The 23,024-nt window shown below is 67.4% G+C and carries 17 protein-coding genes; 10 read left to right on the top strand and 7 right to left on the bottom strand.

Going from position 1 to position 23,024, the window contains the following annotated elements:
• Positions 1–273 precede the first annotated feature (273 nt).
• The 5 genes from JQX08_RS22140 to JQX08_RS22120 all read right to left on the bottom strand — a co-directional run bounded on the left by JQX08_RS22140 (position 274) and on the right by JQX08_RS22120 (position 3,877).
• The gene (locus JQX08_RS22140; protein ID WP_205350629.1) at positions 274–807 is read right to left on the bottom strand and encodes a DUF3299 domain-containing protein; all 534 of its coding nucleotides are present in this window, start codon (positions 805–807) and stop codon (positions 274–276) included.
• Between the two features lie 60 nt (positions 808–867).
• Positions 868–1,113: a GlsB/YeaQ/YmgE family stress response membrane protein gene (locus tag JQX08_RS22135; RefSeq protein ID WP_205350628.1), complete on the bottom strand. Its 246-nt coding sequence runs from the start codon at positions 1,111–1,113 to the stop codon at positions 868–870.
• Positions 1,114–1,194: 81 nt separating this feature from the next.
• Positions 1,195–2,280 (bottom strand): 5-(carboxyamino)imidazole ribonucleotide synthase, encoded by a 1,086-nt coding sequence (locus JQX08_RS22130; RefSeq protein ID WP_205350627.1) that lies wholly within the window; start codon positions 2,278–2,280, stop codon positions 1,195–1,197.
• A gap of 5 nt (positions 2,281–2,285) precedes the next feature.
• Complete coding sequence (gene purE, locus JQX08_RS22125; protein ID WP_205350626.1) at positions 2,286–2,777, bottom strand: 5-(carboxyamino)imidazole ribonucleotide mutase; 492 nt, start codon at positions 2,775–2,777, stop codon at positions 2,286–2,288.
• A gap of 191 nt (positions 2,778–2,968) precedes the next feature.
• On the bottom strand, positions 2,969–3,877 hold the full coding sequence (locus JQX08_RS22120) for a LysR substrate-binding domain-containing protein (protein ID WP_205350625.1): 909 nt from the start codon (positions 3,875–3,877) through the stop codon (positions 2,969–2,971).
• Positions 3,878–4,044: 167 nt separating this feature from the next.
• Here JQX08_RS22120 and JQX08_RS22115 point away from each other — a divergent pair, with 167 nt between their 5' ends.
• From JQX08_RS22115 to JQX08_RS22105, 3 genes are all read left to right on the top strand, one after another.
• On the top strand, positions 4,045–5,469 hold the full coding sequence (locus JQX08_RS22115) for an aspartate ammonia-lyase (RefSeq protein ID WP_205350624.1): 1,425 nt from the start codon (positions 4,045–4,047) through the stop codon (positions 5,467–5,469).
• Positions 5,470–5,592: 123 nt separating this feature from the next.
• Complete coding sequence (locus JQX08_RS22110) at positions 5,593–6,588, top strand: asparaginase (RefSeq protein ID WP_205350623.1); 996 nt, start codon at positions 5,593–5,595, stop codon at positions 6,586–6,588.
• A 71-nt stretch (positions 6,589–6,659) separates the two neighbouring features.
• The gene (locus tag JQX08_RS22105; RefSeq protein ID WP_205350622.1) at positions 6,660–7,106 is read left to right on the top strand and encodes a GNAT family N-acetyltransferase; all 447 of its coding nucleotides are present in this window, start codon (positions 6,660–6,662) and stop codon (positions 7,104–7,106) included.
• 1 nt (position 7,107) lies between these two features.
• On the opposite strand, the gene JQX08_RS22100 is transcribed toward JQX08_RS22105, so the two are convergent.
• Positions 7,108–7,788 (bottom strand): Fe2+-dependent dioxygenase, encoded by a 681-nt coding sequence (locus tag JQX08_RS22100; protein WP_205350621.1) that lies wholly within the window; start codon positions 7,786–7,788, stop codon positions 7,108–7,110.
• 381 nt (positions 7,789–8,169) lie between these two features.
• On the opposite strand from JQX08_RS22100, the gene JQX08_RS22095 reads away from it, so the two are divergent.
• The 7 genes from JQX08_RS22095 (at position 8,170) to JQX08_RS22065 (ending at position 20,874) form a co-directional block, all read left to right on the top strand.
• Positions 8,170–11,892, top strand: coding sequence for an autotransporter domain-containing protein (locus JQX08_RS22095; RefSeq protein WP_205350632.1), 3,723 nt, complete (start codon positions 8,170–8,172; stop codon positions 11,890–11,892).
• A 143-nt stretch (positions 11,893–12,035) separates the two neighbouring features.
• Entirely contained in the window at positions 12,036–13,391 is a 1,356-nt protein-coding gene (locus JQX08_RS22090; protein WP_205350620.1) for a phenylacetate--CoA ligase family protein, read from the top strand.
• On the top strand, positions 13,388–14,236 hold the full coding sequence (locus JQX08_RS22085) for a dienelactone hydrolase family protein (protein ID WP_239482327.1): 849 nt from the start codon (positions 13,388–13,390) through the stop codon (positions 14,234–14,236). Before JQX08_RS22090 ends, JQX08_RS22085 begins: the two co-directional genes overlap by 4 nt.
• 60 nt (positions 14,237–14,296) lie before the next feature.
• Positions 14,297–15,292: an AraC family transcriptional regulator gene (locus tag JQX08_RS22080; protein WP_205350619.1), complete on the top strand. Its 996-nt coding sequence runs from the start codon at positions 14,297–14,299 to the stop codon at positions 15,290–15,292.
• A 144-nt stretch (positions 15,293–15,436) separates the two neighbouring features.
• A complete protein-coding gene (locus JQX08_RS22075; RefSeq protein WP_205350618.1) occupies positions 15,437–16,465 on the top strand; it encodes a histone deacetylase family protein in 1,029 nt (342 codons plus the stop codon).
• Between the two features lie 28 nt (positions 16,466–16,493).
• Positions 16,494–17,594 carry a polyamine ABC transporter substrate-binding protein gene (locus tag JQX08_RS22070; RefSeq protein ID WP_205350617.1) on the top strand — a complete coding sequence of 367 codons (1,101 nt, stop codon included), beginning with the start codon at positions 16,494–16,496 and terminating at the stop codon, positions 17,592–17,594.
• 100 nt (positions 17,595–17,694) lie between these two features.
• On the top strand, positions 17,695–20,874 hold the full coding sequence (locus tag JQX08_RS22065; RefSeq protein ID WP_205350616.1) for an autotransporter family protein: 3,180 nt from the start codon (positions 17,695–17,697) through the stop codon (positions 20,872–20,874).
• A 328-nt stretch (positions 20,875–21,202) separates the two neighbouring features.
• Here the strand turns inward: JQX08_RS22065 and oadA are convergent, their stop codons facing one another.
• Positions 21,203–23,023 carry a sodium-extruding oxaloacetate decarboxylase subunit alpha gene (oadA, locus tag JQX08_RS22060; protein WP_205350615.1) on the bottom strand — a complete coding sequence of 607 codons (1,821 nt, stop codon included), beginning with the start codon at positions 23,021–23,023 and terminating at the stop codon, positions 21,203–21,205.
• Position 23,024: the final 1 nt, after the last annotated feature.

Genomic DNA, 23,024 nt, shown 5'->3' with positions numbered 1-23,024 from the left:
TTCTACTTCAACCGCTTGCGCTTCCGACTCAGCTTCAACCTCGTCGTCAGCGGGAGGCGAATCTTACAGCATCCTAAGACCCTGTCAACCTCCCCGAAGCACCTTTCCAACGCCACCTGATTACTCATCAGGCCGCCTCACAAATCTCGTTAACCTATTGATTATCAAGACCTTTTGAAGCACTTCCGCGCCGGAAGTGGTGCGCATTATAGGGACGCCAGATTCCCCGTCAAGGGTTTTCCGAGGATTTCTGATCAATTGGTCAAAATCGCCCTACAGATCGCTTTCCTGCACCACTCGCACCGTGGCTGCATTTAGCGCATAGGCCGCATCCGCCAGGTCGTTGCTGACCTTCTCGACCCTCAATGTGCCGCTCACCCACAACGGCGTATAGATGTCGTCGAGCTGAATGCCCTTGGCAAAGCGCACCAGGATCAGCTGGTTGGGCGGCGGTGGCGGGACATGAATGCACGCGCCGGGATATGGCACGAGGAAGAACTGGGTGCTGCGCCCGTGCGCGTCGGACTCCAGAGGCACCGGATATCCGCCGATGCGGATCTGCTTGCCATCCAGGCGCGCTACGGTCTTGGCCGAGTACATCACCGCCGGCAGCCCCGGCTCCTGCTTCAGGCCACCTTTACTGGTGAAGGTGCCATCGCCCTCCGGACCACGGTGCGTGATTTCCGGCATGGCCTCGAGAGCCTGCTGATCATCCGCCGGCATCAGCGCCAGCCAATCGGTTTCCGGCAGCTCGGCATGAGCGAGGGCGCTCCACACGCACAGCACAGCTATATAAAGACGACGCATCGACGCACTCGGCAGCGGACCACAAGGGCGCCCATGATAACGGGCGCCCAGCGTGCGCACCTACCGGCGGGTAACCAGCCCGTAGACCACCAGCAGCACGATTGCGCCGATCACCGCGCCAATGAAGCCGGCCGCCTGCCCGGCCTGGTAGATGCCCAGGGCCTGGCCGCCATAGGTCGCGGCCAGCGAGCCGCCGATGCCGAGCAGGATGGTCATGATCCAGCCCAGACTGTCGTCGCCCGGCTTGAGGAAGCGCGCGACCAGACCAACGATCAGACCGATGAAGATGGTTCCAATGATGCCCATGGCGTATCTCCGTAGGTGTGCCCAAGGGCAAGCCTAGTTGCGGGCCCGGCGCCCCGCCATGGCAAGCGCCGGGAAATCCGCTCAGACCGGATCGACGAGCGCCTGGACCGCGGCAATCTGCTGCTGCAGACGGGTCGCATCGGCACAACGCAGGGTGGCGTGGCCGACCTTGCGCCCGGCCTTGAAGGCCTTGCCGTAGTGATGCAGGTGGCAATCGTCGATGGCGATAACCTTGTCCACCGCCGGCACTTCACCGATGAAGTTGAGCATGGCGCTCTCGCCGAGCTTGGCGGTCGAACCCAACGGCAGGCCGGCGACGGCGCGCAGGTGGTTCTCGAACTGGCTGCACTCGGCGCCTTCGATGGTCCAGTGCCCGGAGTTGTGCACACGCGGGGCGATCTCGTTGGCCTTCAGGCCGCCGTCGACCTCGAAGAACTCGAACGCCAGCACGCCGACATAATCCAGCTTATTAAGGACGCGGCCGACGTAATCCTCGGCCAGCGCCTGCAGCGGATGATCGCTGCTGGCCACGGACAGGCGCAGGATGCCGTTGTCGTGGGTGTTGTGCACCAGCGGGTAGAAGCGCGTCTCGCCATCCCGCGCACGCACGGCAACCAGCGATACCTCGCCGGTGAACGGCACGAAGCCTTCGAGCAGGCACGGCACGCTGCCCAGCTCGGCGAAAGCGCCCACCACCTGCTCGGCAGTGCGCAGGACCTTCTGACCCTTGCCGTCATAACCCAAGGTGCGGGTCTTCAGCACTGCCGGCAGGCCGATGGCGGCCACCGCGGCGTCGAGGTCGGCCTGCGACTGGATGTCGGCGAAGGCCGGGGTGGGGATACCCAGCTCCTTGAACATCGACTTCTCGAACCAGCGGTCGCGGGCGATGCGCAGCGACTCGGCGCTCGGGTAGACCGGCACGAACTGCGAGAGGAAGGCCACGGTTTCGGCCGGCACGCTCTCGAACTCGAAGGTCACCAGATCGACTTCATCGGCCAGCTGGCGCAGGTGATCCTGATCGCCGTAGTCGGCGCGGATGTGCTCGCCGAGCGCCTGGGCGCAGGCGTCCGGCGCCGGGTCGAGGAAGGCGAAGTTCATGCCCAGCGGGGTGCCCGCCAGGGCCAGCATGCGACCGAGCTGGCCGCCACCGATCACACCGATTTTCATCTGACTCAGGCCTCGCGCGGGTCCGGGTTGTCCAGCACGCTGTTGGTCTGCTCGTCGCGGAACCGCTTCAGCGCTTCGTGATACTGCGGGTGTTGGTGGCCGAGAATGCTCGCCGCCAGCAACGCCGCGTTGACTGCGCCGGCCTTGCCGATGGCCAGGGTAGCGACCGGGATGCCGGCCGGCATCTGCACGATGGACAGCAGCGAGTCGACGCCGGAGAGCATCGACGACTGCACCGGCACGCCGAGCACCGGCAGGTGGGTCTTGGCCGCGCACATACCCGGCAGATGCGCCGCTCCACCGGCACCGGCGATGATCACCTGAATGCCACGCCCTTCAGCCTGTTCGGCGTACTGGAACAGCAGGTCCGGAGTGCGGTGGGCGGAGACCACCTTCACTTCGTAGGGAATGCCGAGCTTATCCAGCATGTCGGCGGTGTGGCTCAGGGTGGACCAATCGGACTTGGAGCCCATGATCACGCCAACCAGTGCGCTCATCGTCGTGCCTCTTTGCAGTGGCGCCCCTCGGGCGCGGCAGAAACTAACAAGCCACGCTGGAGACCAGGCGTGGCTTGTGCGTAATAACGAGTATGGCAACCGCCAGGCGGGCCAAGGGCCGCGGAGTATACCGCAAAGCCGCGCCAGGCGAGCATTGCCCGCCGCCATTGGTCAATTTCTGCACGCCGCGCTCAGGCCTCGGCGCCGACGCCGCCTTCCAGCTTGCGCCAGAGCAGACGCACCGCTGCCTTGCGTTGCAGTGCACAGCGGTACAGGCGGATTTCCAGGGGGATCTGCCAGCTCGGCCCGCCGCACACCACCAGCTCGCCACGCGCCAGCTCGGCACTCGCCGACAGCCGCGGCACCCAAGCCACGCCGAGCCCCTGCAGCGCCATGCTCTTCAGGCTGTCAGCCATCGCCGTCTCGTACACCGTGGTCGCACGCAGTGCGCGCTGGCGCAGCAGTGCATTCACCGAACGACCGAGGAACGCCCCGGCGCTGTAGGCCAGCAGCGGCACGCTCTGCCCGCTGTCGAGGTCGAACAGCGGCTGGCCCTGCGCATCCACCGTGCACACCGGCAGCATCTCGCTGCTGCCCAGGTGCAGCGAGGGAAAGATCTCCGGATCGAGCTGCAGCGCCGCGTCCGGATCATAAAAGGCCAGGATCAGGTCGCAGCCGCCCTCGCGCAGGGCATGCACCGCCTCGCCGACGTTGGTCGCCACCAGGCGGCTGGCGAGATTCAGCCCCTCGCCGCGCAGCCGGGCGATCCACTGCGGAAAGAAACCCAGCGCCAGCGAGTGGGCGGCGGCGAACTGCAGCACCTCGCCCTGCTGCCCCTCCACATGGTGCAGGTGGCGCACCACCTCGCCGAGCTGCTCGACCAGGCTGCGCGCGGTGACCAGGAACAGCTGGCCGGCCTCGGTCAGCTCCACCGGGGTGCGCGCGCGGTTGACCAGGGTCAGGCCGAGCGCTGCCTCGAGGCTGCGGATGCGCCGACTGAACGCCGGCTGGGTGACGAAGCGGCGCGCGGCCGCCTGGGAGAAGCTGCGCGTGGCGGCCAGGGTGACGAAGTCCTCCAGCCATTTGGTTTCCAGGTTCATGGATGATGTCCAATATTCTGCACGACGGGCAAACCCGCGAAGTCACAGCAACATTATGCCGTTCGTGCATGACCCAGCAAGCAACGGCATTGGCCGACGAACGGCTATAGCCCCTAATCTGTGGCCCATCGCGGCGCTCGCCGTATTTCCAAGAGATGATCGACATCATGTCCGCTGCTGCATCCTTCCGTGTGGAAAAAGATCTGCTTGGCAAACTGGAAGTCCCGTTTGAGGCCTATTACGGCATTCAGACCCTGCGTGCTGTGCAGAATTTTCGACTCTCCGGGGTACCGCTGTCGCACTACCCGAAACTGGTGATCGCCCTGGCGATGGTCAAGCAGGCCGCCGCTGACGCCAACCGCGAGCTCGGCCACCTGTCCGCCGCCAAGCACACGGCGATCAGCACCGCCTGCGCGCGGATCATCCAGGGCGAGTTCCACGAGCAGTTCGTGGTCGACATGATCCAGGGCGGCGCCGGCACCTCGACCAACATGAACGCCAACGAGGTGATCGCCAACGTCGCCCTGGAAGCCATGGGCCACGAGAAGGGCGAGTACCAGCACCTGCACCCGAACAACGACGTGAACATGGCGCAGTCGACCAACGACGCCTACCCGACGGCGATCCGCGTCGGCCTGCTGCTCGGTCACGACAGCCTGCTCACCGCGCTGGACAAGCTGATCCAGGCGCTGGCGTCCAAGGGCCTGGAGTTCGGCCACGTGCTGAAGATGGGCCGCACCCAGCTGCAGGACGCCGTGCCGATGACCCTCGGCCAGGAGTTCCGCGCCTTCGCCACCACCCTCGGCGAGGACCTGCAGCACCTCAAGCTGCTCGCCCCGGCGCTGCTCACCGAAGTCAACCTCGGCGGCACGGCGATCGGTACCGGCATCAATGCCGACCCGAAGTACCAGCACCTCGCCGTGCAGCGCCTCGGCGTGATCAGCGGCCACCCGGTCAAGCCGGCCGCCGACCTGATCGAGGCGACCTCGGACATGGGCGCCTTCGTGCTGTTCTCCGGGATGCTCAAGCGCACCGCGGTCAAGCTGTCGAAGATCTGCAACGACCTGCGCCTGCTCTCCAGCGGGCCGCGCACCGGGATCAACGAGATCAACCTGCCGGCGCGCCAGCCGGGCAGCTCGATCATGCCCGGCAAGGTCAATCCGGTGATCCCCGAAGCGGTCAACCAGGTGGCCTTCGAAGTGATCGGCAACGACCTGGCGCTGACCATGGCGGCCGAGGGCGGCCAGCTGCAACTCAACGTCATGGAGCCGCTGATCGCCTACAAGATCTTCGACTCGATCCGCCTGCTGACCCGCGCCATGGATATGCTCCGCGAGCTGTGCATCGACGGCATCACCGCCAACGAGGCGCGCTGCCGCGAGCTGATGGAAAGCTCGATCGGCCTGGTCACCGCGCTGAATCCCTACATTGGCTACGAGAACGCCACGCGTATCGCCAAGACCGCGCTGGACAGCGGCCGCGGCGTGCTCGAACTGGTGCGCGAGGAGCGGCTGCTCGACGACGCCACGCTGGCCGACATCCTGCGCCCGGAAAACATGATCGCCCCGCGCCTGGTTCCGCTCAGCGCCTGATACCCGCTCTCACCCCCGAGAGATTTCCTGCGTCTCTCACCTTCCAGGGATGGCTTTGCCATCCCTTTTTTTATCCGCGAACACATAGACTGAAGGCATTCCCCCGCAACCGCCGGAGCGCCCATGTCCGCAGCCAAACGCATCCTTATCCTCTACACCGGCGGCACCATCGGCATGCAGATGAGCGCCGACGGCCTCGCCCCGGCGTCCGGTTTCGAGGCGCGGCTGCGCGCCCAGCAGGCCCTTGAGGAGGACGGCGACCAGTTGCCCGAGTGGCGCTTTCGCGAGCTGCTGCCGCTGATCGACAGCGCCAACATGACCCAGGGTCACTGGCTGGCGATGCGCGCGGCGATCCTCGCCGGCCTCGACGAGGACGACTGCGACAGCGTGCTGGTCCTGCACGGCACCGATACCCTGGCCTACAGCGCGGCGGCGCTGAGCTTCCTGCTGCTGGGCCTGCCGCAACCGGTGCTGCTCACCGGCTCGATGCAGCCGGCCGGCGTCGACGGCGGCGATGCCTGGCCCAACCTGTTTGGCGCACTGCGCATGCTGCAGCTCGGCCAGCGCCCCGGCGTGCAGGTGTTCTTCGACGGTCGCCTGCTGCATGGCGCGCGGGTCGGCAAGCTGCGCAGCGATGCGTTCGACGCCTTCACCGTGCTGCCGCGCCAGCGCCACGGCCAGCGCGCCGAGCAGCTGCCGGCCACCCTCGACCATCGCCAGCCGCACCATGCGGTACGCCTCGCCGTACAGCCGCTGTACCCCGGACTGGGCGCGGAGCAGCTGCGCGCGCTCCTCGACAGCGGTGTCGCCGCGCTGCTGCTGGAGTGCTACGGCAGTGGCACCGGCCCTTCGGACAACGCCGAGCTGCTCGCCGTGCTGAGTGATGCCCATGCGCGCGGCGTGGTGCTGGCGGCGATCAGCCAGTGCCCGCAGGGGCATGTCGAATTCGGCGTGTACGCCGCCGGCAGCCGCCTGCAGCAGACCGGCCTGGTCAGCGGCGGCGGGATGACCCGCGAGGCGGCGCTGGCCAAGCTGTTCGCCCTGCTCGGCGCCGGCCTGTGCCAGGCCGAGGTGGAACACTGGTTCGCCCTCGACCTGTGCGGCGAGCTGCTCGACTAGCCCGTCGCGCGCCCTATAGTGGTAGGTCACGCCACGCGTCGGCCCCCGCCCCAGCTGCCAGGAGTTCTGCCATGCCCGTCGAGATCCGTCCGCTCAGCGCCGCCGACCACGCCGCCTGGCTGCCGCTGTGGCAGGGCTACCAGCGCTTCTATCAGACCAGCATCCCCGAGGCGACCAGCGCGCTGACCTGGCAGCGCTTCCTCGAGCCGAGCGAGCCGATGCACGCCGCGCTGGCCTGGCAGGACGGTCGCGCGGTCGGCCTGGTGCACTGGATCTTCCACCGCTCGTGCTGGACCACCGGCGACTACTGCTACCTGCAGGACCTCTACGTCGACGAAACCCTGCGCGGCAGCGGGGTCGGCCGCGCGCTGATCGAGCACGTCTACGCCGCCGCCCAGGCCGCCGGCGCCAACCGCGTGCACTGGCTGACCCAGGAAGACAACCTGCGCGGCCGCCAGCTCTACGACCGCATCGCCCAGCGCTCCGGGTTCATCCAGTACCGCCAGCTGTTCGGCTGAGTCAGGCGTCGACCCAGCGGCGCAGCAGGTTGTGGTACACGCCGCCGAGGCGCACGCAACTGGCATGTCCGGCGCCGAGCTCCCGGCTGAGCTGCTGCACGCTGTTGTCCAGCTCGAACAGCAGGCGCCGCTGTCCCTCGTCGCGAACCATGCTCTGCATCCAGAAGAACGAACTGATCCGCGCGCCGCGCGTCACCGGGGTGACCTGGTGCAGGCTGCTGGACGGATAGAGGATCAGGTCGCCGGCCGGCAGCTTGACGCTGTGGCTGCCGTAAGTGTCCTCGATCACCAGCTCGCCGCCGTCGTACTCGGCGGGGTCGGTGAGGAACAGGGTGGCGGAAAGGTCGGTGCGCACCCGCTGGCCATCGCTGCGCTCGCGCACCGCGCTGTCGACATGGAAACCGTAGGCCTGCCCGCCCTGGTAGCAGTTGAACTGCGGCGCCAGCACCTTGAGTGGCAAGGCGGCGGAGATAAACAGCGGCGTGCGCTCCAGCGCCTGGAGGATCAGCCGGCCGACCTGCTGCGCCTCGGGCGCGCTTTCGGCCAGCTGCAGGTTGTTCTTCACCCGCGCCGCCTGATAGCCGGCGGTCTGCTTGCCGTCGCTCCAGCGCGCTTGCAGCAACAGGCGGCGGCAGTCGGCGACCTGCTCGGCGCTGAGCACACGGGGGATATGCACCATCATTTCTGCTCACCTCACTCCACGCCCCAAAGGCGCCGCGAGTGTACGGCGAAGCCCCGTATTTCTCCACGCACGCTGGCCCGGTGCTATCGCGCGCTGATAGCATATAGCTACAAAAATCTCTCAAAAATCGTTTCGGCCTTGTCGAAACTGCGGACTAGAGCCTGATGCGCCTTCCGATTTTGTGCCAGCCAGCCGTTTGCCAACGGTCGCCTGCCCACCGCGACCCTGCTCGCACCCCGTCCTGCGCCTCCATGGAGGCCCGCCGCGACCTCTGACCTTCTTGCTTGACCGCTGTACGCACCGGCCCTGCCGGCCTAGCGCTGTGTCCGTTTGACCCGTTCATTCCATTCGAAAAAGGCCCCAGGCCACCCAAGGAGCAGTATGAACAAGGCTTTTCGCATTATCTGGAGCCACGTGCGCAACGCATTCGTGGTAGTCGACGAACTCGCCTCGACTGCCGGCAAGCGCAGCGGCGCGCGCCTGCTGCTGGCCAGCGCCGTCAGCCTGCTGGCCGCGACCGGTTCAACTTCCGCGCTGGCGGTTCCGGTGTGCCAGGCGACAATCAGCGGCCCCCTCAGCGGCACCCAATTCGTCTGCGCTGACGGCCTGACTGTGCAAACCGGGACCGTGGCGAGCGGCGGCTGGGTTGCCGTGGAAGCCACCGATAATTTCACCACTATCGACAATGCCGGCAGCCTCGAGGGCTTCTCCATCGGCATCCTCCTGAGCGCCATTGAAGGCGACAACCTGCGCAGCGGTGTGAGCCTGATCAACCAGGACGGCGGGCGGATCTCCGGCGGCAGTTCCGGCGTCTACTTTGCGACCGACATTGACCGAATCAGCCTCGGCAGCTTCAGCAACGCCGGTGACATCGAAGGCGGCACAACGGCCATCTACGGCAGCAACCTCGACATTGTCGGGAACCTGGTCAATAGCGGCAGCATCCGTCAGATCGACGGCGGTGAAGGCTCCTCCGACTATGGCCTACAGCTCGTCAGCTCCACCATCGGCGGCAACCTGGAAAACAGCGGCCTGATCGAAGGCACCTCCGGCGGTATCCGGTTCGACTACGTGAACATCACCACCGGCGACCTGCTCAATACCGACGAGGGCAGCATCAACAGCAGCGAAGGCTATGGCCTCAATCTCTATGGATCCACCATCGGCGGCAACCTGGAAAACGCCGGCCTCATCCAGGGCAGCGAAGACGGTCTGGTCATCGAAGGTGGTGAAGGCAACTCCGCCGGCATCGTCGGCGACCTGCTCAACAGCGGCACCATCGACGGCGGTGAAGGCGTCGGTATTGTCCTGGAGGGCGCCAGCATCGGCGGCAAGCTGCAGAACAGCAACACTATCGCAGGTGACCATATCGGCCTCCTCATCGAGAGTGGCGAGGGCACTCCCTCCGGCATCGGCTCCGACCTGATCAACACCGCCGACGGCACCATCCAAGGCGGGGGCTATGGTCTGGTGGTGGCCAGCGCGAGCATTGGCCGCAACCTGGAAAACGCCGGCATCATCGATGGCGGCGAAGGCGTGGTCCTGGATGCCGCGTACATCACTGAAGACCTGCTCAACTCCGGCAGCATCACCGGCGATTTCGCCGCTCTGTACGCCGAGAACAGCCATATCGGCGGCGACCTGCGCAATGCCACCGGTGGCATCATCAGCGGCAACATGGTTGGGCTGGCCCTGTTCTCCGGCAACCAGCTCGACGGCGATCTGGATAATGCCGGCCGCATCGAGGGCGGTCTGTTTGGCGCCTACGTAGCCGGCAGCACCATCGACAGCGACTTGAACAACAGCGGCCATATCGAAGGCAGCGAAGCCGGGGGCTTGGCGCTGTTCGGCAGCACCCTTGGCGGCGACCTGAACAACAGCGGCAGCATCCGCCTGCTCGACGGCAGCGAAGGTGGCATGCAGCCCTCCGCGGCACTGATGGGGGCCGAAGGCAGCATCGACGGCAACCTGGTCAACACCGCCGACGGCAGCATCGACGGCGGTCAAGGTTACGGCATCACGCTCGACAACTTCCGTATCGGCGGCAACCTGGACAATGCCGGCACCATCGAAGGCGGCGAGGATGGCATCAACCTGTCCGGCTCGTTGGTCGAAGGCGATATCCGCAACAGCGGTAGCATCACCGGCGGTTACGAGGGCATCACCCTGTACGGCTCGACCGTCGACGGCACGCTGCGCAACCAAGGCCTGATCAGCGGTGGCAGCTTCGGCATCGCGGCGGTGGTTGATACCAACCTTGGGCACATCATCAACGAAGCCGGCAAGACCATCGTAGGCGGCGAAGGCGGGATTATCGTGGCCAGCAATGCCACGGTCGGCGGCCTCGACAACTACGGGACCATCGCCAGTAACCACTTCGCCATCTACGTGGAAAACCGCGAGGACACCTCGAGCCTTGGCGACATCAACCTGTTCGGCAATGCGCGCCTGGTCGGCGACGTGCAGGCCGCAGGCTCGGATCTGTACCTGAAGAACGGCGCCAGATTCGCCAACGAGAACGCCATCGCGGTCAACAGCTTCACCGTGGAACAAGGCGCCAGCCTCAACTTCGGCGCCGGTCAGCACATCGACCACGGCGACTCGGAGTACCCCAACCTGCTCGACGGCATCAGCGTCACGAACGGTCTGCACAACCAAGGCACCATCAACCTGGCCTCGGGCGTCACCGGCACTGTCCATGGCAACTACTTCCAGGCGGCCGGCGGCAAGCTGAACATCGGCGTCACCGGCGACAACAGTTTCGGCAAGCTGGTGGTCGACGGCACTGCCAGCCTGGCCAGCAACGCACAAATCGGGGTGAACGTCAGCCCAACCGACTACCGCTTCAGCGTCGACCGCCTGCAGAACGTGCTCAGTGCCGGCACGCTGCAGAGCGACGGCACCTTCGCGGTCACCGACAACTCGTTGCTGTTCAACTTCGGCGCGGTCAAGGACGGCAACACCGTTGACCTGACCCTGAGCGCCGCGCTACCGCAAGTCGAGACCATCACCCGCAACCTGGGCAACACCCCGGCCGCTGGCGCCGCGCGCGTACTCGATCAGGTGTTCGCCGATGATCCGGAAGGCGAGCTGGCCAGCCACTTCGTCGGCCTGCAAACCGAGCAACAGGTCAACGACGCGGTCACTCAGACCCTGCCGACCATCGTTGGCGCCAGCAACAGCGCCACCAACAGCGCGCTGTCGGGCATCAACCGTGTGGTCCAGGCGCGCCAGGCCAGCAACAGCGGTCTGTCTTCCGGTGACGCAGCGCTCGACGATCAGCACCTGTGGCTCAAGCCGTTCGGTTCCTGGGCTGACCAGGACGACCGCAACGGGGTGAGCGGCTTCGACGCCAATACCTATGGTCTGGCCATCGGTAGCGACGCCGCGATCAACGAGCGCACTCGCCTGGGCGTGGCCTTCGCCTATGCCAATACCAACGTCGACAGCGACTCGCAGGTCGCCCCGCAGGACATGCAGGTCGATACCTTCCAGCTGATCGGCTACGGCAGCTACAACCTGGCGCCGAACACCGAGCTGAACTTCCAGCTCGACGGCGGGCGTAACAACAACGACGGCAAGCGTCATATGCCGTTCGCGGATGCCACCGCCAAGGCCGACTACTCCAGCACCAACGTGCATGCCGGCCTGGGTATCGGGCACAGCCTGGACTTCAGCGACACCCTGACCTTCCAGCCGTCGGCCCGCGTCGACTACACCTGGATCGGCGAGGAGTCGTACCACGAGACCGGCGCGGGTGCGCTGAACCTCGACGTCGACAGCAACGATGCCGAAGAGCTGATCCTCAGCACCGACGGCAAGCTGAGCGTCGGCCTGAGCGAGCACACCGTGCTGAGCGCCAACCTGGGGGTCGGCTACGACCTGATCAATGAGCAATCGTCGATCACGTCGGCCTACGCCGGCAGCCCGAGCGCGGCCTTCACCACTCGCGGTCTCGATCCGAGCCCGTGGCTGGGTCGCGCTGGCCTGGGTCTGACCCACGAGCTGAGCGATGGCACCGAGGTCAGCCTGCGCTACGACGCCGAGTCGCGCAGCGACTTCCTCAACCAGGGTGCGTCGATCAAGGCGCGCTGGGCCTTCTAAGCCACGCCAACCCCGCAATGGCCACGACTTCGCTCGTGGCCATTGCGTTTTCGGTCGCGGCGGAGACAATCCGCCGCAACCGTTTACCCAAATTTCTGCGGCTGGCCCATGCGGCCGGCCGCTTTTCTCACAGGTGTCCACCGATGAGCGTACCCGCCCTGCTGCCCGGCATGGCCTGGCCAGCGTTGCCAGCCAACAGCCCGCTGCCGCTGGCCGCCCTGCTCGAGCAGCTTGAGGCGCTCGAGCGCGCACCGCTGGCGGCCCTGGTCAGCGGCCAGGAGCGCCAGCTGGCGCTGCTCAATCAGCACCTGGTGGCGCATTCGCCGTGGCACCGCCAGCGTCTGCTCGATGCCGGACTTGATCCTGCTGCACCGCTGACCCTCGCCACCCTCGCCCACTTGCCGCCCATCGACCGCCGTGAGCTGCAAGCTGCCGGCGCCGCGCTGCGCTGCGCGCAGGTCCCGCGCAGCCACCTGCCGGTCGGCGAGACGAGCACGTCCGGCTCCAGCGGCGTGCCGGTGACCGTATGGCGCAGCGCACTCAACCAACTGTTCTGGTTGGCCTACACCATGCGCGAGCATCGTTGGTGGCAGCGCGACGTCAACGGCCGTCTGGCCATCATCCGCGCCGGCCTGCCGCAAGAGCGCATCCAGCAGGACAACTGGGGGCCACCGGCCAGCCTGCTTGGCCCGAGCGGCCCGGCCCATGCTTTCTCCATCAGCGTGGACACGGTGACCCTGGCCGGTGAGCTGGCCGAACTCGACCCGCACTACCTGCTGATCTACCCCGCCGCGCTGGCCGACCTGGTGCGCCACTTCCGTCAGCACGGCGGCGGCCTGGCAGGACTGCGCGAGGTACGCACCATCGGCGAAACGCTGAGCAACGAGTTGCGCAACGCCGCCCGTGAGGTGCTCGGCGTGGAGATCGTCGATTGCTACAGCTCGCAGGAATTCGGGGTGATCGCCGTGCAGTGCCCGCACAGTGGCCTTTATCACCTGATGGCAGAAAACCTGATCGTCGAGGTGCTCAACGACGAAGGCCAACCCTGCCGGCCCGGTGAGAGCGGCAAGGTGGTGATTACCGACCTGCATAACCTCGCCACCCCGCTGGTCCGCTACGCCGTCGGCGACCACGCCGAAGTCGGCCCGCCCTGCTCCTGCGGGCGTCACTTGCCGACGCTGCGGCGCGTCCTCGGCCGCACGCGCAACATGGTCCTCTACCCGGATGGCAGTCGGCGCTGGCCGCTCCTCGACTTCCACCTCCACCGCGAGGTCGCTCCGGTGCAGCAGTCGCAGCTGGTGCAACATGCCGCCGAGGCCATCGAGGCGCGTCTGGTGGTCGAACGGCCGCTTACGGCCAGCGAGGAAGCGGCAATCGCCGAGATCATTTGCGACGCCCTCGGCCATCCGTTTCACATCGAGTTCCGCTATTTCGCCGAGCGCCTGCCGCTCGGCAGCGGCGGCAAGTTCGAGGAATTCATGCGCACCTATCAGCCATGACGTGGCGCCGCGCCGGCCTGGTGCTCGGCCTCGCCGTGCTGCTCGGCGCCTGCGCCAGCGTGCCGAGCCCCGAGCTGCGCCGCCAACAGGCGGCCCAGCTGGCCGCCGCGCACAGCTGGCGCGGCGCGCCGCTGGCCGGCACGCCGTTTCGCCTGCAGAGCTATGCCCCCGATGGCTTCGTCGCCGGCGCGCCGCTGACCGTTTATATCGAGGGTGACGGCTTCTCCTGGCGCACCTCGCGGCAGCCGTCGCAGGACCCAACGCCGATCGATCCGCTGGCCCTGCGCCTGGCGCTGGCCCAGCCGGACGGCAATGCGGCGTACCTCGGCCGGCCCTGCCAGTACCTGGACGCCGACCGCGCGCCGTGCAGCCAGCGCTACTGGACCGAGGCGCGCTTCGCCGCCGAGGTGGTCGCCAGCCTCGACCAGGCGCTGAGCCAGCTCAAGCAGCGCGCCGGCGCCGAGCAGCTGGTGCTGGTCGGTTACTCGGGCGGCGCCGCCCTGGCGTTGCTGCTCGCTGCGCGGCGCACCGATGTGGCGCAGGTGATCAGCGTCGCCGGCAATCTCGATCATGCCGCCTGGACCGCCTACCACCGCGTGCAGCCGCTGCGCGCCTCGCTCAATCCGCACGATCAACTGGCGGCGCTGGCCAGCGTGCCGCAGCGCCACCTGCTCGGCGGCGCCGACACGGTGATGCCGGCGGCGCTCGGCGCGGCGTTCGTCGCCGACCTGCCGCGCCCCAACGCGGCGAGCAGCGAAGTGTTCGCCGACTTCGATCACCACTGCTGCTGGGTCGAGCAGTGGCCGCAACTGTGGCCGCGCCTGCGCATCAGCCCGGCGCGCTAGCGTCCGGCGAGGCACAGTTCTTGCCTCGCTTCGGAGTACCCGTTACTGCCGAAGCCCGCCATGCTGCACTCGCGTCTGACCACCCTGAACGGCGTTTCGCTGATCCTCAAGACCCTCAGCCAGTGCGGCGAACCTGATGCAGAACGCCTGCTCGCCGGCAGTGGCATTGCCCTGACCGACCTGCAGCGCGCCGACCTGCGCATCAGCACCGCGCAGGAAACCCAAGTGTGCGCCAACGCCCTGGCGGTGCGCCGCGACCTCGGCCTGCTGCTCGGCCGGCACATGCACGTGTCGTCCTATGGGTTGCTCGGTTACACCCTGCTCTCGGCTGCCACCCTGGGTGACGCGCTGCGCCTGGCGCTGGACTACCCGGCACTGCTCGGCACCTACTTCGAGCTGAGCCTGCAGGTCGACGGCGCGACCGTCTGGCTGCAGGCCGAGGGCTACCGCGACGTGGCGGCGCTGGAAGTGTTCAACCTCGAGTACTGCCTGGCCTCGATGAAGCTGGTCTGTGACGACCTGCTCGGCCAGCCGCTGCCGCTGCACGGCGTGCGCTTCCGGCATGCCGCGCCGGACTACCAGGCCGAGTACGCCGCCAGCTTCCCCTGCGCCCGGCAGTTCGGCGCCGCGCACAACGCCTTCGGCTTCGCCGCCGCCTGGCTCGACCAGCCGTTGCCGCTGGCCGATCCGGTCACCCACCGCGACATGCGCGAGCGCTGCCGGCAGCTCAACGGCGAGTTCGTCAGCCGCCAGGCCTGGGTCACCCGTGCGCGCCAGTTGCTCGCCGCACAATTGCCGGCGGCGCCCGGCCTCGAGGCGCTGGCCCGGCAGATGCGCTGTTCGCCGCGCACCCTGCGCCGCCACCTGCACGACGCCGGCAGCAGCTACCAGGCGCTGCTCGACGAGCTGCGCTATGCCCGTGCGCGACACCTGCTCGAGGAAGAGCACCTGCCGATCCAGCGCATCGCCGAAGCCATGGGCTACAGCGAAACCGCCGCGTTCCGGCATGCCTTCCAGCGCTGGAGCGGAGTGTCGCCGAGCCGATTCCGCGCCTGAAGCTAGGCTTATGGCCGAAGGCCGCGGGGTTCATCGTCCCGGCCACAGAAATTGGCCATATCGATCCCCTTTTGGCCACTCCGCATGTTTTCCCTTGCCCACGCGCCTGCCAACAATCACCGCAGGCCACAAGGAGAATTCACCATGCTGACCTTCTACAGCGACGATCACCGTCTGCACCACGGCCGCTGCGAGCTGATCGACGGCGAACTGAAACCCTGCTTCGAGATGCCCTCGCGCGCCGACCACGTGCTGCAGCGGGTCCGCGACCAGCAGCTCGGCGAGGTGCGCGCGCCCAGCGACTTCGGTCGCGCGCCGATCGAGCGCATTCACAGCGCCGACTACCTGAGCTTCTTCGAGGGCGCCTGGGCGCGCTGGGCGGCGCTCGGCCACGACAGCGACATGCTGCCGTTCACCTGGCCGGCACGCACCCTGCGCAGCGTGCGCCCGGACAACCTGCACGGCCAGTTCGGCTATTACAGCTTCGACGCCGGTGCGCCGATCACCGCCGGCACCTGGCGCGCCGCCTACAGCTCGGCGCAGGTCGCCCTGAGTGGCCAGCAGGCGCTCGCCGCCGGCGCCCGCAGCGCCTTCGCCCTTTGCCGGCCGCCGGGCCACCACGCCGCCGCCGACCTGATGGGCGGCTACTGCTACCTGAACAACGCGGCGATCGCCGCCCAGGCGTTCCGCGACCAGGGCGTCGGCCGGGTGGCGATCCTCGATGTCGACTACCACCACGGCAACGGCACCCAGTCGATCTTCTACGAGCGCGGCGACGTACTGTTCACCTCGATCCACGGCGACCCACGCGCCGAGTTCCCGTTCTTCCTCGGCTATGCCGACGAGACCGGCAGCGGCGCCGGCGAAGGCTGCAACCTCAACCTGCCACTCAGCGCCGGCAGTGGCTGGGAGCTGTGGAGCGCGGCGCTCGACACGGCCTGCCAGCGCATCGCCGAGCACGGCGCCGAGGTGCTGGTGGTGTCGCTCGGCGTCGACACCTTCAAGGACGACCCGATCTCGCAGTTCCAGCTCGACAGCCCCGACTACCTGCGCATGGGCGCGCGCATCGCCCGCCTCGGCCTGCCGACCCTGTTCGTCATGGAGGGCGGCTACGCGGTGGCGGAAATCGGTATCAACGCAGTGAACGTACTGGAAGGCTTCGAGGGCGCCTGATGCGCCCTTCACATTCACGGAGAACCCTATGAAGAGCATCAAGCATCTGGTCGGCGCGGCGCTGTGCGGCGTCACGCTGGTCGCCGGCGCGACGGCGGCCGAGGCGCGCGAACTGCGCGTGTACAACTGGGCCGACTACATCCTGCCGAGCCTGCCCAAGGACTTCGCCCAGCAGTCCGGGATCAAGCTGACCTGGGACACCTTCGACACCAACGAGAGCATGGAAGCCAAGCTGCTCACCGGCAATTCCGGCTACGACCTGGTGGTGCCGTCCAACGTGTTCCTCACCCGCGCCATCGCCACCGGCGCGCTGGAGAAGCTCGACAAGAGCAAGCTGCCGAACTGGCAGCACCTCGACCCGAAGCTGCTGGCCATCTTCGCCAGCAACGACCCCGGCAACCAGTACGGCGTGCCCTACCTGTACGGCACCGTGCTGATCGGCTTCAACCCGGCCAAGGTCAAGGCGGCGCTCGGCGACAGCGCGCCGGTGGACAGCTGGGAGCTGATCTTCAAGGAAGAGAACATCAGCAAGCTCAAGCAGTGCGGCGTGGCAATGCTCGACTCGCCGTCGGAGATCCTGCCGATCGCCCTCAGCTACCTGGGCCTGCCGCCGAACAGCGAGAAGGCCGAGGACTACGACAAGGCGGTGGCGCTGATGCAGAAGGTCCGCCCCTACGTGGCCTACTTCAACTCGGCCAAGTACATGACCGACATCGCCAACGGCGACATCTGCGTGGCGATCGGCTATTCCGGCAGCTTCTACCAGTTCGCCAACCGCGCCAAGGAAGCCGGCAACGGCGTGGTGGTCGACTGGCGCCTGCCCAAGGAAGGCGCGCCGATCTGGTTCGACAGCTTCGCGATTCCGAAGAACGCGCAGAACGTCGCCGAGGCCCACGAGTTCCTCAATCACCTGCTCGACCCCAAGGTGATCGCCCCGGTCAGCGACTTCCTCGGCTACCCCAACCCTAACAAGGACGGCATGACCCTGGTGGCGACGGCGATCCGCGACAACCGCGACCTCAGCCCCACCGATGCGCAGCTGAAGACCCTGTACGCCACCGCACCGCTGCCGCAGAAAGCCGAACGCCTGCGCACCCGCGCCTGGACCAAGATCAAGAGCGGTCAGTAACCGCCGCCGGCCATCCTCGCCCGATGATGGCCAACGGCTTTCACCAAGCTGTAACCGAGGCTCGGCATAGTCGGCCGCTTTCTAACCAGAGCGCCGACTCATGCCCAGCCCGACCCGTCTGTTCCGCCCGCTTCCTTTGGTCCTCGCCCTGCAGGCCGCCCTCGCCGGCCCGGCCCTGGCGGCCAGTTTCAGCGTCGCCCCCGGCGCCAGCGACAGCAGCGCCAAGACCCTGGCCAACGGCGACAGCGGCAGCATCGGCGCCGGCGCGAGCCTGACGGTCGGCAGCAACGCGCCGAGCATCGACATCACCGCCACCAGCGGCACGGTGACCATCACCAACGCCGGCAGCCTCGGCAACAGCAACACTGGCGACAAGGCCCGCGCGATCGACAACAACAAGGACGGCGCGAGCATCGTCATCAACAACGACGGCAGCATCAGCACCGCGTTCAACGACGCGATCCGCCTGAACAAGTCGAACTCCTCGCTGATCCTCAACAACAACGGCTCGATCATCGTCACCGGCAGCGGCACCGCCGGCGGCCAGGCCGTCGACCTGAAAGGTGCGGACGGCAGCGGCAGCAAGGTGATCAACAACGGCTCGGCGAGCAATGCCAACGCGCTGATCCAGTCGAACAACGACGACGCACTGCGCCCGGGCAGCAACACCACAATCAACAACTACGGGCGCATCGTCAGCAACGGCCTGGTCAACACCAAGTGCCCGGACTACCTGGCCAGCTGCGCCACCGCCGACAACGGCGCCAAGGCGCCGAGCGCCGCCGACGCCATCGACTCCGACTACGCCTTCACCCTCAACAACTGGGGGACCATCGAAGGCCCCCGCCACGCGGTGAGCTCGGCAGTCGGCCTGACCGTGACCAACAACGAGGACGGCGTGATCATCGGCCGCAACGGCTCCGGGGTCGGCAGCGACGGCACCGGCACGGTGACCAACTACGGCCTGATCAGCGGCCGCTACGCCGGCGCCGGCAACGTCTACGACCACTTCCGTGACCACAGCACCACAGTGAACAACGGCGATGGCGACGGCGTCGACATCGACGGCATGGCCACCATCGTCAACTACGGGCGCATCGAGGGCCTCGGCGCCGGTGGTGTCGATTCCGGCAACATGCCCAACGGCGCCGAAGGCATCGCCGCCGGCGGCGGCAGCATCACCAACCATGCCGGCGCGGCAATCTTCGGCCAGAGCGCCGGCATCCTCATCGACGACGGCGCCAACGGCACCGTCCTGGCCGCCGGCCGCGGCACCGCCAGCGCGGTGGGCGGCGCGGCGAGCATCGACAACGCCGGCAGCATCATCGGCGCCGACAAGGCGGCGATCGGCCTGGTCGGCGACTTCGCCGACAGCCTGATCAACCGCGCCGGCGGCCTGATCCAGGGCGGCAGCCAGACGGTGCGCGTCGACCAGTTGGGCAGCAGCACCGCGGCCGCCGCGGTGCAGATGGGCGCCGGCAACGATCAACTGTTCAACGCCGGGACCATCGAAGGCCGCAATGGCCTGGCGGTGGATCTGGGCAGTGGCGACGACCTGCTGGTGCTCGGCAGCGGCAGTCGCTTCATCGGCAGCGTCAACGGCGGCAGCGGCCGTGACGTTGTGCAGCTCGACGACAGCCACGGCGGCAGCTTCGCCAACAGCCTGGGCTTCGAACGCCTGGAGGTGCGCAGCGGCAGCTGGCAGCTCGGCAGCCTCGACGACTTCAGCGAAGGCGGCGAGGTCTACAGCGGCGCCACGCTGATCAACAACGGCCGCCTGCTCGGCGACCTGCAGGTCGCCAGCGGCGCACGCTACGCCGGCAGCGGGCGCATCGGCGGCGACCTGAACCTGGCCAGCGGCGCCACGCTGGGCTTCGCGGTCAGCCCGAGCGGCGCTCAGGCACCGATCCAGGTCGGCGGCCAGGCGCAGCTCGGCGGCGCGCAGCTGCAGATCAACGCCACACCCGGCGAGTACCCCTGGCAGAGCCAGTACCGCGTGCTGCAGGCGGCCGGCGGGATCAGCGGCGAGTTCGCCACGGTGCGCAGCGACCTGGCCTTCCTCACCCCGACGCTGAGCTACTCGGCGAACAGCGTCGAGCTGCAGCTGACCCGCAACCAGGTGCAGTTCAGCGACGCCGCCAACAGCGCCAACGGCCGCCAGGTCGGCAGCAGCCTCAGCGCGCTGGGCAGCGACAGCCCGCTGTACGGTGCGCTGGTCGGCAGCAACCTGAGCGCTGCCGGCAACGCCCTCGAACAACTGGCGGCGAGCGCCAACGCCAGTCTGGCCAGCGCGGTGCTCGGCAGCAGCGCGCAGGTCGGCGGCAGCATGCTCGCCGCGCTGCAATCGCCGTCCACCGGCGCCGGTCTGCAGACCGCGCTGCTCGGCGGCGAGGCGCCGCTGCTCGCCGCCACCGGCATGCCGGACGGTGTGCGCCACCTCAACGATTCACAGGCCCAGGGCCGCCTGTGGCTGCAGGGGCTGGGCAGCCACGGCAGCGCCGAAGGCGCCGACGGCAGCAGCGACCTCGACCAGAACACCGGCGGCGCGCTGCTCGGCAGCGACTGGGCGCTCGACGAGGCCTGGCGCCTCGGTGTGCTCGGCGGCTACTCGCACAGCGAGCTGCAGGCCGGCAGCGGCTTCGACGGCAGCCTCGACAGCCTGCACTTGGGTATCTACGCCCTGCGCCAGAGCGGTGCGCTGGCCCTGCGCCTGGGCGCGGCGTACAGCCGGCATGACGGCGAGAGCAAACGCCAGGTGGCCTTCGGCGGCTTCAGCGAACGCCTCAAGGGCGACTACGACGCCGACAGCCAGCAGGCCTTCGCCGAACTGGGCTACGCCCTGGGCAGCGGCAACCTCAGCCTCGAGCCGTTCGCCAACCTCGGCTACCAGCGCTACAGCCGCGACGCCTACGCCGAACAGGGCGGCGCCGCCGCGCTGCGCGTCGACGCGCAGGAACAGGACAACCTGAGTTCGACCTTCGGCCTGCGCCTGGCGCGGCTGGATACGCTCGGCAACGGCATCGCCTTCACCCCGCGCCTGAACCTCGCCTGGCGCCACACCTTCGGCGACGTCGACAGTCGCACCCGCCAGGCCTTCCTCAGCGGCGGCAGCGCGTTCAGCGTCGAAGGCAGCGCGCTGGATCGCAACAGCCTGCTGCTCGGCGTCGGCGCCGACTTCCGCCTCAGCGCCACCCAGCAGGTCGGCCTCGGCTACAGCGGCGAGCTCGGCGAGAACGCGCAGAACCACGCGCTGCTGGCCAGCTGGCAACTGGCGTTCTGAGTCGGCCTCCGGGCTGGCGTAAGCCGTTAGCGACCCGCCCTCGCGAATGAATTCGCTCCTACAGCAACACCGTAGGATGGGTGGGCCGCCTAGGTTGAGCGCAGCGATACCCATCGACAACATCTTGATGGGTATCGGCGCTACGCACCTCAACCCATCCTACATTTGCGCACCAACGCCCGTGCCACCCTGTAGGAGCGAATTCATTCGCGAACGATGCAGCACCGGTGCATCCCTGGATCGCCGCAGCAAGGGTCCCCCGGCAAACCCCTGCCCATAAAAAAGGGGAGCCTTGCGGCTCCCCCAATGGGACTTGCTCGTTGCCCGGTCAGGCGATTTCGATCAGCACTTCGCCCGGGTTGACGCGGTCGCCCTTGGCCACGTGCACCGCTTTCACGGTGCCGGCGATCGGCGCCTGCACTTCGGTTTCCATCTTCATCGCTTCGGTGATCAGCACGGCCTGACCGGCTTTCACCGTGTCGCCTTCCTTAACCAGTACGTCGACGATGTTGCCCGGCATGGTGGTGCTGACGTCGCCCGGCGCGCTGGCCTGCTTGCGCTTGCTGCCGCCGCCACCGACGAACTCGTTGAGCGGCTCGAACACCACCTCTTCCGGCATGCCGTCGATCGACAGGTAGAAGTGCCGTTTGCCTTCGCCCTTGAGGCCAACACCGGTGATGTCGACGCGGTAGGTCTCGCCGTGCACGTCGATGACGAACTCGGTCGGCACGCCTTCGCCGCCGGCCTTGGCCACGCCGTTGCCGTCGGGGATCGGCAGCAGCTCTTCCGGTTTCAGGGTGCCGGCTTCACGCTCCTCGAGGAACTTGCGGCCGATGTCCGGGAACATCGCGTAGGTCAGCACGTCTTCTTCGGACTTGGCCAGCGCGCCGATCTCGCCGCGCAGCTTGGCCAGCTCCGGCTTGAGCAGGTCGGCCGGGCGCACGTCGATGATTTCCTCGCTGCCGATCGCCTGGCGGCGCAGCTGCTCGCTGACCTCGCCCGGCGCCTTGCCGTAGCGGCCCTGCAGGTACAGCTTCACCTCGTTGGTGATGGTCTTGTAGCGCTCGCCGGCCAGCACGTTGAAGAACGCCTGGGTGCCGACGATCTGCGAAGTCGGGGTGACCAGCGGCGGGAAGCCGAGATCGGCGCGTACCCGTGGGATCTCCGCCATCACTTCGTCCATGCGGTTCAGCGCGCCCTGCTCTTTGAGCTGGTTGGCGAGGTTGGAAATCATCCCGCCCGGCACCTGGTTCACCTGCACGCGGGTGTCGACGCCGGTGAAGGCGCTCTCGAACTGGTGGTACTTCTTGCGCACCGCGTAGAAGTACAGACCGATCTCCTGCAGCAGCTCGAGGTCGAGGCCGGTGTCATACGGCGTGCCGCGCAGCGCGGCGACCATCGACTCGGTGCCCGGGTGGCTGGTGCCCCAGGCCATGCTGGAGATGGCGGTGTCGATGCGATCGGCGCCGTTCTCGATGCCCTTCAGCTGGCACATGCTGGCCACGCCGGCGGTGTCGTGCGAGTGCACCACCACGTCGAGCGACAGGTTGTCTTTCAGCGCCTTGACCAGCTCGCCGGTGGCGTGCGGGGTGAGCAGGCCGGCCATGTCCTTGATGGCGATCGAGTCGACACCCATGTCGGCCATCGCCCGACCCTGGGCGACGAAGGCGTCGATGGTGTGCACCGGGCTGGTGGTGTAGGCGATGGTGCCCTGGGCGTGCTTGCCGGCGGCCTTCACCGCCTCGATGGAGACGCGCAGGTTACGCACGTCGTTCATCGCGTCGAAGATGCGGAACACGTCGATGCCGTTGACCGCCGCCTTGGCGACGAAGGCGCGCACCACGTCGTCGCTGTAGTGGCGGTAGCCGAGCAGGTTCTGGCCGCGCAGGAGCATCTGCAGGCGGGTGTTCGGCAGCGCGGCTTTCAGCTTGCGCAGGCGCTCCCACGGATCTTCCTTGAGGAAGCGCACGCAGGCGTCGAAGGTCGCGCCGCCCCACACTTCCAGCGACCAGTAGCCGACCTGGTCGAGCTTCGGGCAGATCGGCAGCATGTCCTCGGTGCGCATGCGGGTGGCCAGCAGCGACTGGTGGGCATCGCGCAGGATGGTATCGGTGACCGTGATTCTTTTCTGGTTAAGAGTATTGCTCATC

The sequence above is a fragment of the Zestomonas insulae genome, assembly GCF_016901015.1.
GTDB lineage: Bacteria > Pseudomonadota > Gammaproteobacteria > Pseudomonadales > Pseudomonadaceae > Aquipseudomonas > Aquipseudomonas insulae.
Note: the sequence above shows the minus strand (reverse complement) of the source record. Positions and strands in the feature narration are given on the sequence as shown.

Coding starts and splice junctions, on each gene's coding strand:
- JQX08_RS22140 (WP_205350629.1), bottom strand. CDS start 807: ATGCGTCGTCTTTATATAGCTGTGCTGTGCGTGTGGAGCGCCCTCGCT.
- JQX08_RS22135 (WP_205350628.1), bottom strand. CDS start 1,113: ATGGGCATCATTGGAACCATCTTCATCGGTCTGATCGTTGGTCTGGTC.
- JQX08_RS22130 (WP_205350627.1), bottom strand. CDS start 2,280: ATGAAAATCGGTGTGATCGGTGGCGGCCAGCTCGGTCGCATGCTGGCC.
- purE (WP_205350626.1), bottom strand. CDS start 2,777: ATGAGCGCACTGGTTGGCGTGATCATGGGCTCCAAGTCCGATTGGTCC.
- JQX08_RS22120 (WP_205350625.1), bottom strand. CDS start 3,877: ATGAACCTGGAAACCAAATGGCTGGAGGACTTCGTCACCCTGGCCGCC.
- JQX08_RS22115 (WP_205350624.1), top strand. CDS start 4,045: ATGTCCGCTGCTGCATCCTTCCGTGTGGAAAAAGATCTGCTTGGCAAA.
- JQX08_RS22110 (WP_205350623.1), top strand. CDS start 5,593: ATGTCCGCAGCCAAACGCATCCTTATCCTCTACACCGGCGGCACCATC.
- JQX08_RS22105 (WP_205350622.1), top strand. CDS start 6,660: ATGCCCGTCGAGATCCGTCCGCTCAGCGCCGCCGACCACGCCGCCTGG.
- JQX08_RS22100 (WP_205350621.1), bottom strand. CDS start 7,788: ATGATGGTGCATATCCCCCGTGTGCTCAGCGCCGAGCAGGTCGCCGAC.
- JQX08_RS22095 (WP_205350632.1), top strand. CDS start 8,170: ATGAACAAGGCTTTTCGCATTATCTGGAGCCACGTGCGCAACGCATTC.
- JQX08_RS22090 (WP_205350620.1), top strand. CDS start 12,036: ATGAGCGTACCCGCCCTGCTGCCCGGCATGGCCTGGCCAGCGTTGCCA.
- JQX08_RS22085 (WP_239482327.1), top strand. CDS start 13,388: ATGACGTGGCGCCGCGCCGGCCTGGTGCTCGGCCTCGCCGTGCTGCTC.
- JQX08_RS22080 (WP_205350619.1), top strand. CDS start 14,297: ATGCTGCACTCGCGTCTGACCACCCTGAACGGCGTTTCGCTGATCCTC.
- JQX08_RS22075 (WP_205350618.1), top strand. CDS start 15,437: ATGCTGACCTTCTACAGCGACGATCACCGTCTGCACCACGGCCGCTGC.
- JQX08_RS22070 (WP_205350617.1), top strand. CDS start 16,494: ATGAAGAGCATCAAGCATCTGGTCGGCGCGGCGCTGTGCGGCGTCACG.
- JQX08_RS22065 (WP_205350616.1), top strand. CDS start 17,695: ATGCCCAGCCCGACCCGTCTGTTCCGCCCGCTTCCTTTGGTCCTCGCC.
- oadA (WP_205350615.1), bottom strand. CDS start 23,023: ATGAGCAATACTCTTAACCAGAAAAGAATCACGGTCACCGATACCATC.